The organism is Nocardiopsis sp. iso_237, assembly GCF_056173345.1.
Genome location: NZ_CM149669.1, coordinates 1,842,972 through 1,855,983, shown reverse-complemented (window position 1 = coordinate 1,855,983; position 13,012 = coordinate 1,842,972). Strand labels below are relative to the sequence as shown.

Annotated in this window: 13 protein-coding genes; 7 read left to right on the top strand and 6 right to left on the bottom strand. The window is 72.1% G+C overall.

Translation table 11 applies throughout. The annotated features are described in order from the left end of the window. Window positions 1-28: 28 nt before the first annotated feature. Window positions 29-565 (bottom strand): ArsR/SmtB family transcription factor, encoded by a 537-nt coding sequence (locus AC0VYM_RS08375; protein WP_475460730.1) that lies wholly within the window; start codon window positions 563-565, stop codon window positions 29-31. A 220-nt stretch (window positions 566-785) separates the two neighbouring features. On the opposite strand from AC0VYM_RS08375, the gene AC0VYM_RS08370 reads away from it, so the two are divergent. Next, complete coding sequence (locus AC0VYM_RS08370) at window positions 786-1,292, top strand: DUF7144 family membrane protein (protein ID WP_475460729.1); 507 nt, start codon at window positions 786-788, stop codon at window positions 1,290-1,292. 56 nt (window positions 1,293-1,348) lie between these two features. On the opposite strand, the gene AC0VYM_RS08365 is transcribed toward AC0VYM_RS08370, so the two are convergent. Further along, window positions 1,349-1,486, bottom strand: coding sequence for a hypothetical protein (locus tag AC0VYM_RS08365; RefSeq protein ID WP_475460728.1), 138 nt, complete (start codon window positions 1,484-1,486; stop codon window positions 1,349-1,351). Between the two features lie 109 nt (window positions 1,487-1,595). Here AC0VYM_RS08365 and AC0VYM_RS08360 point away from each other — a divergent pair, with 109 nt between their 5' ends. Beyond that, window positions 1,596-2,705: a hypothetical protein gene (locus AC0VYM_RS08360; protein WP_475460727.1), complete on the top strand. Its 1,110-nt coding sequence runs from the start codon at window positions 1,596-1,598 to the stop codon at window positions 2,703-2,705. Further along, on the top strand, window positions 2,702-3,784 hold the full coding sequence (locus AC0VYM_RS08355; RefSeq protein WP_475460726.1) for a hypothetical protein: 1,083 nt from the start codon (window positions 2,702-2,704) through the stop codon (window positions 3,782-3,784). The genes AC0VYM_RS08360 and AC0VYM_RS08355 overlap by 4 nt, the downstream gene beginning before the upstream one ends. A gap of 49 nt (window positions 3,785-3,833) precedes the next feature. Here AC0VYM_RS08355 and AC0VYM_RS08350 read toward each other — a convergent pair whose 3' ends face one another. Further along, entirely contained in the window at window positions 3,834-4,280 is a 447-nt protein-coding gene (locus AC0VYM_RS08350) for a carboxymuconolactone decarboxylase family protein (protein ID WP_475460725.1), read from the bottom strand. A 98-nt stretch (window positions 4,281-4,378) separates the two neighbouring features. On the opposite strand from AC0VYM_RS08350, the gene AC0VYM_RS08345 reads away from it, so the two are divergent. After that, window positions 4,379-5,770, top strand: coding sequence for an MATE family efflux transporter (locus tag AC0VYM_RS08345; protein WP_475460724.1), 1,392 nt, complete (start codon window positions 4,379-4,381; stop codon window positions 5,768-5,770). A gap of 3 nt (window positions 5,771-5,773) precedes the next feature. Here the strand turns inward: AC0VYM_RS08345 and AC0VYM_RS08340 are convergent, their stop codons facing one another. Next, window positions 5,774-7,246 carry an FAD-dependent monooxygenase gene (locus AC0VYM_RS08340; RefSeq protein ID WP_475460723.1) on the bottom strand — a complete coding sequence of 491 codons (1,473 nt, stop codon included), beginning with the start codon at window positions 7,244-7,246 and terminating at the stop codon, window positions 5,774-5,776. A 101-nt stretch (window positions 7,247-7,347) separates the two neighbouring features. On the opposite strand from AC0VYM_RS08340, the gene AC0VYM_RS08335 reads away from it, so the two are divergent. After that, the gene (locus AC0VYM_RS08335) at window positions 7,348-7,923 is read left to right on the top strand and encodes a TetR/AcrR family transcriptional regulator (protein WP_475460722.1); all 576 of its coding nucleotides are present in this window, start codon (window positions 7,348-7,350) and stop codon (window positions 7,921-7,923) included. Between the two features lie 148 nt (window positions 7,924-8,071). Here AC0VYM_RS08335 and AC0VYM_RS08330 read toward each other — a convergent pair whose 3' ends face one another. Next, window positions 8,072-8,785 carry a response regulator gene (locus tag AC0VYM_RS08330; protein WP_475460721.1) on the bottom strand — a complete coding sequence of 238 codons (714 nt, stop codon included), beginning with the start codon at window positions 8,783-8,785 and terminating at the stop codon, window positions 8,072-8,074. Then, on the bottom strand, window positions 8,785-10,023 hold the full coding sequence (locus tag AC0VYM_RS08325; RefSeq protein ID WP_475460720.1) for a sensor histidine kinase: 1,239 nt from the start codon (window positions 10,021-10,023) through the stop codon (window positions 8,785-8,787). The genes AC0VYM_RS08330 and AC0VYM_RS08325 overlap by 1 nt, the downstream gene beginning before the upstream one ends. A gap of 169 nt (window positions 10,024-10,192) precedes the next feature. Here AC0VYM_RS08325 and AC0VYM_RS08320 point away from each other — a divergent pair, with 169 nt between their 5' ends. Continuing rightward, the gene (locus AC0VYM_RS08320; RefSeq protein WP_475460719.1) at window positions 10,193-10,969 is read left to right on the top strand and encodes an ABC transporter ATP-binding protein; all 777 of its coding nucleotides are present in this window, start codon (window positions 10,193-10,195) and stop codon (window positions 10,967-10,969) included. Next, entirely contained in the window at window positions 10,954-12,612 is a 1,659-nt protein-coding gene (locus AC0VYM_RS08315) for a hypothetical protein (protein WP_475460718.1), read from the top strand. Before AC0VYM_RS08320 ends, AC0VYM_RS08315 begins: the two co-directional genes overlap by 16 nt. Window positions 12,613-13,012 lie beyond the last annotated feature (400 nt).

The following is a 13,012-nucleotide window of genomic DNA, read 5'->3' as shown; positions in this document are numbered from 1 at the left end:
AGCTCCCCTCCTTCCTTCGTTCCGTTCGTCAGCCGCGCGAGGCGGTGAGGACCACCATCAGCGGGACCAGCCGCTCCGGCGGGATGGCGTAGTGGCCGCGTTTGCGGGTGACCAGCCAGCCCGCCGCGACCAGCAGGTTCACGTGGTGGTAGATCTGGCCGCTGGTCCCGAACTCCGCGCGCTCCTTCAGCCCGGCGACGGTGGAGGCGCCGGAGTGGACCGCGTGCAGGATGCTGAGCCGGACGGGGTGGCCGAGAGCGTCCAGGTTCCCGGCCAGCGCGGACCAGTCGAGGTTCTCGATGTCCTCGACGGAGCTCCCGTACTGCCACTGGACGGGTTCCGGTGCGCCCTCGACGGGGACGACGCCCGCGAAGACGATCGCTCCGTCGTCTCCGCCGCGTTCCTTGAGGGCCTCCAGGACGAAGAAGTGCTCGGCGTAGTTGGTCCCGGCGGCTGCGGTGTCCGCGCGACCGGGCCGCTCCAGCTCGGCTACCCGGGCCTCCAGGGCCGCGAGGCGCTCCTCCGTGCTGGCGTGGGGGGCGTGGTCTGGGGTGGGTTCTGGCACGCGCCCACGCTACACGATTCTACGTTGTTACGTAAAAACGAATCAGAGTGCGGCGCTCCGACGCGGGTGACGCCCCGGCTTTGCCCGATCCGGAGGAACCGGTTCCGTGCCCCTTACGCGCCGTGGTCGATGATGAAGGGGCGGAGCTGGTATCCGCCTGCTCGTGACACCAGAGAGGTCGCCCCCGTCAGACTCCTGGGCGACCGGCAGAGGAGCACCCATGCGGACACAGGCCAACGGTTGGCAGTTCTTCGTCGCCACGCTGCTCATCGTGACCGGGGTCATCAACGGGATCCAGGGCCTCGCGGCGATGTTCACCCCGGAGTTCTTCGTCGCCACCGAGACCCAGATGCTCATCATGGAGTACGGCGCCTGGGGTGTCCTGCTCGGCCTCTGGGGCGCGGTGCTCGTCGTCGCCGGTCTCGCGGTCCTGTCCGGCAGCACCTGGGCGCGGGCCTTCTCCATCGTCCTGGCCGCCCTGAACGCCGTCGCCCAGCTGGCCTTCCTGATCGCGATGCCGCTGTGGTCGGTGGTGGTCATCGCCATCGACATCCTGGTGATCTACGGTCTGACCGCCGGCTGGCCCATCGCGGTCAGCGACGAGGAGTCCGAACGTTCCCGGGACGCCAGCTACCGGGCCGGGTACCGCGCCGCCCACGAACGTCCGCACGCCGCGCCCCGACCGACCTCGTCGCCGGAACAGGGCCGTCAGCAGTCGACCGGCTGATCCGCCGCGCCTTCCGCCGCCCCCGCCCCGCAGGTTCGGGGCGGGGGCGCGTCGTGTCACCGGGCCGCGACGCGCACGGCGTCCGCGCTCCGGTCCCGGGTCGTCGTGAAGTCCGGATGCTCACCCGGTTCCTCCACCCGGGGCAGGTCCGACACCTCGTCGAGCACGATCCGCCCCGGCCGCGCGCCCAGCACGGATCCGTCGATAAGGGTGGGGAAGTACCGGCCCAGGGGTCCACGCGTAGCCCGGGAAGCCCTGTGGACAACCGGGTTCCCGCACCCCCCGGAACCTAGGATGGAAGGCATGCACACCCCCCACCCGCGTGTCCGTGTGTCCGCCTCCGTGATGTCCCATCCCTCCCGGACCGAGTCCGCGAGGGGGGTCGCCCAGCACACCGGCCTCGCGCTCACCGGGCTGGCCCCGGACCCCGAACCGGACGGCCCGCCCACCGCGCTGCGCAGCGCCCGGGTCGCCTTCGGCGCCGCCGCGCGGTACGACACCACCCACCACCTGGTCCTCCAGGACGACGTTCGGCTGGCCGAGGGCTTCGCGAGAACCGTGGAACACACCCTGGGCGCCCACCCGGGAGCCGCGGTGTCGTTCTTCGTCGAGTGGGGGTCGCGCACGGCGACCCTGGCCCGCTGGGCGGTGTTCACCGGGGCCGGGACCGTTCCGGTGGTCAACCCCTACGTGCCCACGGTGGCGTTGGCGCTGCCCTCCGCGCTCTCCGTCGAACTGGCCCGGTTCCTGGCGGACGAGGGCGTGGACGGGGAGCCCGACGACCGGGAGGTGCTCCGCTTCGTCCGGCGCACCGGGACGCGAGCGCTGGTCGCGGTGCCCACCCCGGTGGAACACGAGGAACTGCCCAGCCTGGTCGGGAACTCCGGGCACGGGGCGCGCCGTTCGGTGTGCTTCGCCGCCGAGCCGGTGGCGGCCCCCGTCGCCTCGGTCCTGGAACCGCCGCGCACGCTCCCCCACCTGAACTGGACCAACGGGGAGACCTCCCTCATCGACCTCGACCACGACGTCCCGGAGTCCCACGTGCCGCTGTCCCGTGCCCTGGCCGCCTGGGGCGCCGACGAGGGACGGACGGCGGCCGCGCTGGCCGCCAGCGCCGGAACGGGCCCGTGGACGCGGCTGGTTCCGGAGCCGCACCTGGGCTCGGTCTGGCGCACGGCGGTGGCCAACGGCGCCGTGCTGGAGGGCCGCTGGCCCGGGGTGGTCGGCGGGCTGCGCGACAGACGCGCGGAGACGGCGGTGGAGGGCTCGCTGGCCACGCTGGTCCCGGGAGCCCTTCGCGCCCTGGTCGACGTCGCCGCCCTGGCGGAACACCGGTCAGCGGTGGTCGACCTGACCCTGGACGCCCTGGAGTTCGGCGCCGAGTACTGCCCCGCGCCGAAGGAGGCCCTGTGACCGTACGCATCTCCTGCGCGGTGATGACCCACCCCCGCCGCGCCGACGCCGCCCGCGCACTCGCCCGGAGCCTGCCCGAACTCTCCCCCACCGTGGTCGTGGACCCAGTACCCGAGGGGGCGCCCTCCACCCTGCGGACCTCACTCGCGGCCTGGTCCGCCCTGCCGGACGGGGCCACCCACCACCTGGTCCTCCAGGACGACGCAGAACCCCGGCCGGGGCTGTACGAGGCCTTGTCCGCCCTGGTCAGCGCACACCCGGACCAACCGCTCAGCCTGTTCTGCGAATGGGGGTCGGCCACCGCGACCTCGGCCCGCTGGGCGGCCCTGGGCGGCTACGGGCTGGCGGAGTGCGTGGACCAGTACGTGCCCACGGTCGGGTTCCTGCTGCCCGCCCCGGTGGCCCGTGAGCTGGTGGCCACCGTCGACCCGCGGGGGCGGGAGGAGGAGCCCGACGACGAGGCGCTGGCCCGGTACCTGGAGCGCACCGGGCGCACGGCCCTGGTCACCGTGCCCAACCTGGTGGAACACGACGGCGACCTCAGTCTGGTCGGCAACGGCCACCGGATGGGCGTGCGCCGGTCGGTCCTGCTCCGGGAGGAAACGGATCCCGCGCCCGACACACGGGTGCTCCGCTCCCCCGCGCTGGTGCCCTTCGTGAGCTGGCGCAGGGCCCGGGCGTCGGCCGTCCACTGGGACACGGACCGGCGAAGACACCTGGGCCACCGGGGACACGTACGCGCGGCCCTGGCCGAACGGGGCCTGCCCCACGCCGACCTGGTCCGTGAGTTGGACACCTGGCTGACCACGGAGCCGGGGCGGCGGCTGGAGGGCGGGCTCGGGTTCGGTCTACCGCACGAACTGTGGCTGGCCGCGACCGCCACGGCCGTGTGGGCCCCGCTCACCGGGCGGGAGCTGGCCGGGCCCTCCGATCGCGCCAGGCGGGCACTGGCCACCCTGGCCCTTGGAGGTCTGCGCACAGTGGTTCCCCAGGTGCTCACGGACGAGGCGGCACGCGCGGACCTGTCCGCGCTGGTTCTGGCCGCCTTCGCCTACGGCGTCCGTTCACGGGCCACCTGAGGGAGCTCCCCGCCGGGCGTTTGGCCCGGCAGGGAACGGAGAACACTCCCTAGCGCTCCTTGGGGTGCAGCTGGCTGGTGACCGCGAGCCGGTTGTAGAGGTTGATCATGGCGATGGCGGACATCAGCGCGGCGAGCTCGGTCTCGTCGAAGAACTCGGCGGCCGACTCGTAGGCCTCGTCGGACACCCCGGTGCCGCCGAGTTCGGTCATCTCGTCGGTGAGGGCGAGGGCGGCGCGCTCGCGCTCGGTGAACCGCTCACCGGCCTCGTACCAGGTGGAGACCAGGAAGAGCCGCTGCTGGGACTCGCCCTCCTTGAGCGCCTTCTGGGTATGAAGGTCCACGCAGAAGGCGCAGCCGTTGAGGACGGAGGCCCGGAGCTTGATCAGTTCGAGCAGCTTGACGTCCAGGTGGCCCGCGATGACCAGGTCGATCTCGTCGAGCTTCTTGTAGACCTCCGGCAGCTTCTTCGCCCACACCACGCGCTTTTCGGACATGAGAACCGTCCCCTCGTCATCGGACACGCTGTCAAGCCAGATGCTACGACCCCGTCCCTCCGGACAGGGCCCAACCCCCTGAGGAGTCCTCCCCGCGCATGTCAGCACGCACCGACCGGACCCGCGTTCCCGAACCCCCCTCCACCCCGGCGGACCTGCCCCAGCGCCCGGGGCCGATCGCCCGGCGGATCGCGGGCAAGGCCCTGCCGCTCTACCTTTCCATGCTGTCCACCCTCGTCGGGAGCGCGGTCACCGCCGCGGTGCTGGGCAACACAGGCACCGTTGAGCTGGCCGCGTACGCGCTGGTGATCGCCGTGTTCAACCCGATGATCATGGTCGTGCACGGCACCCTGCGGGGCTCCATGCCCTTCTTCACGGAGAACGAGGACTCCCCCCGGGCGTTGGCTCCGGTGCTCCGTGACAGCCTGTGGCTCAGCCTGTTCCTGGGGATCGTGGGCGGACTGCTGATCCTCGCCGTTCCCATGGGCGCGCGCCTGGTCGGGGTGGCCGAGCCCACCGTGGCGGTACTCGGGTTCTACCCGCTGCTCATGGCCGGGTACGTGGTCCTGGCGGCGGTCAAGAACGCGACCACCGTGCTGCTGGTCGGGTTGGGGCACACCCGAGCGGTGCTGGCGCTGTCCCTGGTCGCCGTGGCCGTCTCGTTGGTGGCGACCCCGGCTCTGGTGCTCGGGCTGGGCCCCTTCCCGGCTCTGGGACTGTTCGGCGCGGGGGCGTCCATGCTCGTGATGAACGTGGTGACCGTGGGCCTGAACTTCGCGGTGGTCAGGCGCGGGACGATCCTGCGCGGGCACCGGATCGGGTTCGGCGCCCCCCGGTGGGCGGGGATCGGCCGGATGGCGAAGGTCGGACTGCCGACGGGTTCGACGCTGCTGATCAAGTCGGGATCGCTGAGTGTCCTGGCCGTCGTGGTCGCCCGGATCGGCCCCGAGGAGGCCGCCGTCCACCAGGTCGCCGTGGTGCTCGTGGGGATGGCCTTCATCTCCTTCGTCGGCGTGGGCCAGGCCACCGTCCCGTTCACCGTGCGGGCGGCCGGGGCCCGGGATCGGGCCCTGGTGGTGCGCACGGTCCTGTCGAGCTACCTGGTCTCGCTCCCGGTGATGCTGGTCAGCGGGGCGCTGCTGTGGTGGGCGGCGGGTCCTCTGGTGTGGCTGTTCACCGACGACCCCGGGGTGCACGCCGGGGTGGTCGCCCTCGTCCCTCTGCTGTGCCTCGTGGGCACCTTCGACGCCCTCCAGTCGGCGCCCAACTCGGGGTTGTTGGGGCTCAAGGACACCCGGCCCGCCATGTACGCGTTCGCCCTCGGCTACGGAACGCTCGTGGTGGCCTCGGTGCCCCTGGTGGAGCACGGTGGCCTGACCTCGCTGTGGGGCGCGAACGCGGGGGCCACCGCGTTCCTGGTGGTGGCACAGTGGTTCTCGTTCCTGCGGATGTCGCGCCGCGTCGTGCGGGAGCCGGAAGCCCCCGCCTGAGGCTCAGGCGGTACCGGTCCACTCGGTGAGGGCCGTACGCACCTGTTCGGCGGAGGGGCGTTCGGCGCTCCAGGCGGCGTAGCCGTCGGGGCGGACGAGGAGCGCGTCCGCCCCCTCCGGCAGGTCGCCCCCGACCCGCAGGACCAGCACGCGGTCGGCCCAGGGCTTGGCGGCCTCGGCCGAGGCCCCCACCCGGGTGGTGTCCACCAGGGTGAACCGGGTGGGATCCACCAGCTCGTACAACCGTGTGGTCTCCCCCTCGTGGACCAGTGGAAGGTCGTCAACGCGTCGGCCCACGGAGGGGGAGTCGTCCACCCGCTCCGGCCGGTCGTAGCGCACGCTCAGGCCGGAGACCAGTCGGCGCATCGCCGTGGACACCCGGCGGACCCGGACCAGACGGGGGACCAGATGGGGCCGGATCGCGCGGACCAGGCCGGGAGCCACCGCCATGCGCTGCATGAAGTCGGTGACGCGCAGGGTCTGGCGGCCCACCGGATGGCGTTCGTCCTCGTAGGTGTCGAGCAGCCAGCTGGGTGCCCACCCCCGCTCCTGGGCGACCAGCTTCCAGGCCAGGTTGGCGGCGTCCTGGATGCCGGTGTTCATCCCCATGGCGCCCATCGGGGAGTGCACGTGCGCGGCGTCCCCGGCAAGCAGGACCCGGCCCACGCGGTAGTGGTCCGCCTGACGGCGTTCGCTGAGGAAGCGGGTGGACCAGCTCACCTCGGCGACGCTGACCTCTCCGTCGGTGATCCGTCCCAGGGAGTCGTTGAGCTCCTCCTTGCTGACGGGCTGGTCGAGGGGCACGTCCTCGTGGCTCCGGTCCCAGACGATGGCCCGGTACCAGCCGTCCCCGTAGGGAGGCAGCAGCGCGAGGCCGTCGGCGGCCACGTAGGGGCTGATCGCGCGGGGCAGATCCTGGTCCGGGCGGACGTCGGCCAGCATGATGTGCGTGTCGTAGCTGCGCCCGCTGAACCCCACCCCGATCAGCGAACGGACCGCACTGTGCGCCCCGTCGGTACCCACGACGTAGGAGGCGCGTTCGGTGGACGGGCCCTCCTGGGAGCGGACGGTGAGGGTGACCCCGTCCTCGTCCTGGTCGAGCCCGACGACCTCCGCACCCCTCCTGATCCGGACCCCCAGGCGTTCGGCGCGGCGTTGGAGAAGGGTCTCGGTCCGGGCCTGGGCGACGGTGAGCACGTACTTGAACTGGCTCTCGGGGTGGTGCAGGTCCAGGACGACCTCCCGACCGCCCATGGTGACGCGGACCTGGGACACCGGGAAGCCCTGGTCGACGATCTCGTCAGCGATCCCGCGCATGTCGAAGAGTTCGAGGGTGCGCGCGTGCAGAGCGAAGGCGCGGGTCAGGTTGGACTCCTCGGCGCGCTTTTCCAGAACGGTGACGTCCGTCCCGGCCTCCGCGAGGTCCCCCGCGAGCATGAGGCCGGTGGGCCCGGCCCCGACGACGATGACGCTCATGCCGCTTCTCCTTACGGCGATTCAACGGTACTCTCAATACCGGAACTCCTAGTACCGATACTACGAGTACCTGAACCACAGTCAAGAGTCCGGGAGAGGAAATGCGCAAGGGACGAGGTGGCCGTCGCCCCGACCCGGCCGTGGACGAGGCCATCCGGCGGGCCACGGTGGAACTGCTTCCGGAGCGCGGGTTCGACCTGACCTTCGACGAGGTCGCCCAGCACGCCGGGGTGGGGCGCACCAGCGTGTTCCGCCGCTACTCCACCAAGCAGGAACTGATCCTGGCCGCCGCCGAGCAGATCACCATCGACCGGATCGAGGTCCCCGACACCGGTTCGCTCCTCGGTGACCTCACCCTCGCCGTGCGCGCCGTCCACCGGGTGTTCGAGGAGCCCGCCACCCAGGCCCTGGCCCGGCACGCCCTCGTGGCCGCGCTGCGGGAGCAGGCGGGAGCGGTCATCATCCGCACCCTGCTCGACCGGCGTCTGGATCTGGTCACCGCGCTGCTTGAGCGCGCCGTGGAACGCGGAGAACTCCCCGGAACCGGCCGGGCCCGACTGGTGGCGGACCTGCTCTCCGGGATGCTCATGACCCGCCTGGCCACCGGTCAGCCTCTCCCCGGCGAGCACGAGTGCGACGCGCTCGCCGCCGCCATGGCCACCGCCGCCACGACCTGACCCCCAACCCGTTCCGCACCATGATCTCGACCGAACCCGCAACGGTCTCCGGCCCCGGGCATCACGGGGCGGCAGGACCAGGGGCAGGGCACGACCAGTCCGGTCAGCAACGGGCTCGGCCCCCACCACCCGGCCAACCCCCGGCCCCTCAGTCCTCCCGGTCGCGGGCGTCGTGGGTGAGCAGCGCCAGCTGAATCCGGCCGGACAGGTCCAGCTTGGTCAACGCGCTCGACACGTGCGCCTTGACCGTGCCCATGGACATGTGGAGCCGGTCCGCGATCTCCGTGTTGGACAGCCCCTCGGTCACGGCCTCGGCCACGTCCCGCTCCCGTTCGGTGAGCAGGGCCAGCCTGGCCCGGGCGCGGTCGCGGTGTGTGGGCGCCTCGGAACGCTCCACCGGGTCGGCTCCGGCCACCCGGTCCATCAGCGCGCGGGCCACGCTCGGGGACAACACCGGCTCCCCCAGGGCGGCGCGGCGCACCGCCTCGACGATCCGCGCCGGATCGGTGTGCTTGAGCAGGTATCCGGCGGCTCCCGCGCGCAGGGCCCGCACCACGGTGGCGTCGGCGTCGAAGGTGGTGAGCACCAGTACCTGCGGCCCGGGAACCGGTCCCGCCCCTCCTGCCGAGCCCGATCTCAGCCGCGCGGTGGCGGCGATTCCGTCGACCTCCGGCATACGCACGTCCATGAGGACCACGTCCGGGCGGTGCTCGGCCACGGCGGCCGCCACCTGGGAGCCGTCCTCGGCCTCACCCACGACCTCGATGTCGCCGCCTCCGGAGAGCATCAGGCGCAGACCGGCGCGTACCAGGGCGTCATCGTCCACGAGCAGGACCCGGACCGGAGTGTTCACGGCCTCCACTATGGCACCTTTCGGCTGTGTTCCTCGGCGGACTCAGCGGGCTGCTCCACCTGCCAGGGCAACACGGCGGTCAGTTGGAACCGGCCCCGGGAGGGACCGTGTCTCAGGTGTCCCCCGTCCAGGTGTACGCGTTCAGCCAGGCCCACCAGCCCCGCCCCGGCTCCGGGGATCTCGCTGGCGGCCCTGCCGATCGGCAGCACGTTGCTGACCACGATCACCAGCTCGCGTCCGGGAGAGCCGGTCACCGTGACCGACACCTTCGCGCCCGGCGCGTGCTTCCGGGTGTTGGTCAGCCCCTCCTGCACCACGCGGTAGGCGGTGCGTCGCACCTGGTCACGCGGCTCGGCCCCCTCGGGCAGGTCAGAGGTGTAGGTGACCTTCTCCCCCGCGTCGACCGCCTCCGTCACCAGACGGGTCACGTCGGCGAGCCGGGGCTGGCGGGGCTCCTCTTCCTCCCCGGACAGGTCACCCGTGCGCAGCACGGTGAGGATCTCGCTGAGTTCGTCCAGCACCCGGTGCGCGTTGTCGCGGATCACCCGGACCGCCGCACCCACCTCCGAGGCCCTGAGCGGCGTGGCCTCCCCGGTCTCGGCCCGTTCGGTGCGGTAGGCCAGCGCCCCGGCGTGCACGGACAGCAGGGACATGCGGTGGGCGACCACGTCGTGCATCTCGCGGGCGATCCGGCGACGTTCGTCCACCCGGGCGGCGGCCAACCGTTCCTCCCTCAGTTCGCGTTCGCGGCGCACGTCCTCCCGCAACCGCTCGACCAGCCGCCTGCGGGAGCGGATGGCCGCACCCCACGCCACGTAGGCGCTCATCAACACCAGGATGACGATCGCGGTGACGACGGAGTCGCCGGTGGTGTCGGGCACCAGCGCGACCCAGGGCAGGCCGAGGACCACGGCCAGGAAGGCCCCCAGCACGGCCTGTGGCAGGGGGCGGTAGACGGCCAGCCCGATGATGGACACCGTCAGCGCGCCGATCACCGAGGTGGAGAACGAGGCGAGCAGGACGACGACCATCGCCACGGCCAACGGGTGGTCGCGACGCCACCAGAGGGCGGCGCAGGCCGGCGGGAGGCAGGCCAGGTCCAGCCAGAGGACCCAGGAGGGCACCCGGTCGGTCGGATGCAGGTCCGTGGCGTAGGAGGCGTAGCCCATCAACCCGAAGGCGCCCGCGGACACCACGAGGAGGATGTCCACCACGAGGTCGCGGCGGCTGCGGCGACTCGGCTCCATGTACCCCTCCCCCCTTTCGTGTCCTGACCGGCCTCCAGACTAGAACGGCGCGCCCGTCCGGCGCCTCGATCACCAGGCCAGTTACCAGCTGCTCGTGCTGGTCACCCGGCCAGCGGTTCTGTCCGGTCGGCCGATGCGTTCCGGGCGGTGTTCCCGGAGTATGGGCACCATGACTAGCCCTGACGTACCAGCACTCGAGCTGGACGGACTCACCAAGACCTTCAACGGGAACCGCGCCGCCGACCACGTGAGCCTGGCCGTGCCGCGCGGCGCCACGTTGGGTCTGGTCGGCCCCAACGGCGCGGGCAAGACCACCTCGTTGTCGATGGCGGTGGGACTGCTGCGCCCGGACTCCGGCACCGCCCGGGTCCTCGGGCTGGACGTGTGGCGGGACCCGATCGGGGCCAAGAGCCGTCTGGGCGTGCTCCCGGACGGTCTCTCCCTGCCGGAACGGCTCACCGGGGGCGAACTCCTCGACTACTGGGGGCGGCTGCGCGGTCTGGCCCGCGACGTCACCCGGACCCGTGCCGGGGAGCTGCTCCAGGTCCTCGAACTGGACGGCGCGGAACGCGACGGCGTGCTGGTCGCTGAGTTCTCCACCGGTATGCGTAAGAAGATCGGCCTGGCCACGGCGCTGCTGCACGCCCCGGACGTGCTGGTCCTGGACGAGCCGTACGAGGCGGTGGACCCGGTGTCGGCGCGGGTGCTGACGGCGATCCTGCGCCGGTTCACGGACGGTGGCGGCACCGTGGTGATCTCCAGCCACGTGATGGCCCTGGTGGAGCAGCTCACCGACCGGGTGGCGATCATCGCGGAGGGGCGGGTGCTGGCGGACGGCACGCTCGGTGAGGTCCGGGGCGTGGACGCGACCCTGGAGGACACCTTCGTCCGACTGGTCGGGGCCCGTGAGGTCGGGGAGGGGGATCTGGCGTGGTTGAACTCCTGATTCGCCTCAAGATCACCCTGGGGCGGCACAGCACCGTCGGCACGAGGTTCTTCTCCCTGGCGATGATCACCCTGGGGGTCGCGCTGACCTGGTACCTGGCGGTGGCGGCCACCTCCGACCAGGTCCGGTCGGGCCTGCTCATGCTGGCCCTCGCGGTCTGGGCCTGCGGATGGCTGCTGGGTCCCACGATCACCAACGGGGTGGGGGTGCTGCGGGCGCAGTACTTCACCCTGCTTCCGCTGGACCGGGACCGGGTGGGTGCCGGGCTGCTGGTGACGGCCTTCGTCGGCGCGGGCCCGCTGCTCACCCTGGTGGCCACGGCGACGGTCGCCTGGCACGCGTGGGCCTCGGATCCGGCCACGCTGTTCCTGGGACTGCTCGGCATGCTGGCGCTGCTGGTGCTCATGGTGTCACTGTCGCGTCTGGTGTTCCGGGCGTTGGGCGCGGCCATGCACAGCCGGATCGGGATGGAGATCGCCTCCCTGCAGTGGGGCCTGATCCTGGCCGGACTCTTCTTCGGGTGGCTGGTGGTCCAGCCGGCGTTCTCGGCCGTGTCGAGCCTGTCCCGGGAGGGGCTCCAGGGCACGGTCCTGACCGTGCTGTCCGTGGTGCCGACCTCCTGGCCGGTGCTGGCGGTGGACGCGGCCGCCACGGGTTCGTGGGGCGCGGCCTTCGGCTGGTTGGGCGGGCTCGGCGCACTGACCCTGGTGACGGTACTGGTCACCGTGCGCCTGCTGGCTCCGAGCGTGGCCCCCCGCGGAGTGCGGAGACGGTCGCGGCCGCTGGGCTCGCGGGTACTGCTCGGCGGTCGTTCGTTCCTGCCGGACACCCCTCTGGGCGCGGTGGTCGGCAAGGAGCTGCGTCAGTGGTGGCGGGACCCGTGGCGCGGCCTGGAACTGCGCGCCGCCCTGTGGACGGGCCTCATCATCGGGGTGATCGGGCTGATCGGCCACCTACCGCAGGTCGCCCCCTTCGCGGGGGTGGTGGCACTGTTGGTCATCGGTATGGGCGGCGCCAACCTGTACGGGCACGACGGCACCGCCCTGTGGCTGACCGTGGTCGGCCAGGGACGCGACACCCTCCGCGCCGACGTGCGGGGAAGACAGATCGCGTTCGCCCTGCTCGCGGGCCCGTCATCGGCGGCGCTGAGCGTGGTGGCCGTGGTCGCCTCCGGTGCGTACTGGGCCGTTCCTTACGTGGTGTCGAGCCTGCTGGTGTTCCTGGGGGTGACCGCCGGGCTGACCATCCTGTTGTCGGTGGTGGCCGTCACCCCGGGAGTGGACCCCCACCTGCGGGTGGACGCCAACGACGCCGGTGACAACCAGATCCAGGTGTGGATCACTCTGGTCGCCCTACCGTTGTTGTCGGCTCCCACGTTTGGGGCCCTCGTGTGGGCCGGTGTCCAGGGCGTGCCCTGGCTGGCCGTTCCGGTGGCCCTGGCCAACGGCGTACTGCTCGCCTGGCTGCTGGGCCGAACCGCCCACCGGCGTCTGGAGAAGCGGCTGCCGGAGACCTTCACCCGCATCCGCTACGGCAAGGCCGTGGCGGCGGAGTCCACGCCCCGTTCCGGCGGGGGGCTGCTGGACCAACTGGAGCGCGGCGCGCTGTCCACCAACGTGGACACCAAGCCCACCGGCTCCTGAGGGCCGGGGATTCACGAGACACCCACGGAAGAGCGGCGCCGGTGGTGGCCCCGGGCCACTACCGGCGCACCCCCGTCCAGGGCCCTGCCCACCGCTCGCGCCCATCCGGGTTTGCGCGCCCTCCCCCGTATCCACCGCCAGAGCTCCTCCCACGTCCACCGCACCGCCTGCCACACCCCGCACCACCTCCTGGATAGACCTTGCACCTTCGATCCTCCGGGAGCCCGCGACCCGCCACAAGCCCCGAGTCCGTGCCTGTGGACAACCGTCGTCACCGCCCTCCCTCCGGGGCGTTCCCACGCCCCAACCGGAACTCGGGGAACACCGGCCACCTTTCCCGAGCGTGCGAAACCCACGTTCTGGTCCGTGGACAACCTGTGGTCCCGGGCCACCCACCGCC

What these genes read in the sequence shown, in the direction of transcription:
- AC0VYM_RS08325 (WP_475460720.1), bottom strand. Translation starts at nt 10,023, where the DNA reads ATGGAGCCGAGTCGCCGCAGCCGCCGCGACCTCGTGGTGGACATCCTC.
- AC0VYM_RS08345 (WP_475460724.1), top strand. Translation starts at nt 4,379, where the DNA reads ATGTCAGCACGCACCGACCGGACCCGCGTTCCCGAACCCCCCTCCACC.
- AC0VYM_RS08360 (WP_475460727.1), top strand. Translation starts at nt 1,596, where the DNA reads ATGCACACCCCCCACCCGCGTGTCCGTGTGTCCGCCTCCGTGATGTCC.
- AC0VYM_RS08370 (WP_475460729.1), top strand. Translation starts at nt 786, where the DNA reads ATGCGGACACAGGCCAACGGTTGGCAGTTCTTCGTCGCCACGCTGCTC.
- AC0VYM_RS08320 (WP_475460719.1), top strand. Translation starts at nt 10,193, where the DNA reads ATGACTAGCCCTGACGTACCAGCACTCGAGCTGGACGGACTCACCAAG.
- AC0VYM_RS08335 (WP_475460722.1), top strand. Translation starts at nt 7,348, where the DNA reads ATGCGCAAGGGACGAGGTGGCCGTCGCCCCGACCCGGCCGTGGACGAG.
- AC0VYM_RS08340 (WP_475460723.1), bottom strand. Translation starts at nt 7,246, where the DNA reads ATGAGCGTCATCGTCGTCGGGGCCGGGCCCACCGGCCTCATGCTCGCG.
- AC0VYM_RS08350 (WP_475460725.1), bottom strand. Translation starts at nt 4,280, where the DNA reads ATGTCCGAAAAGCGCGTGGTGTGGGCGAAGAAGCTGCCGGAGGTCTAC.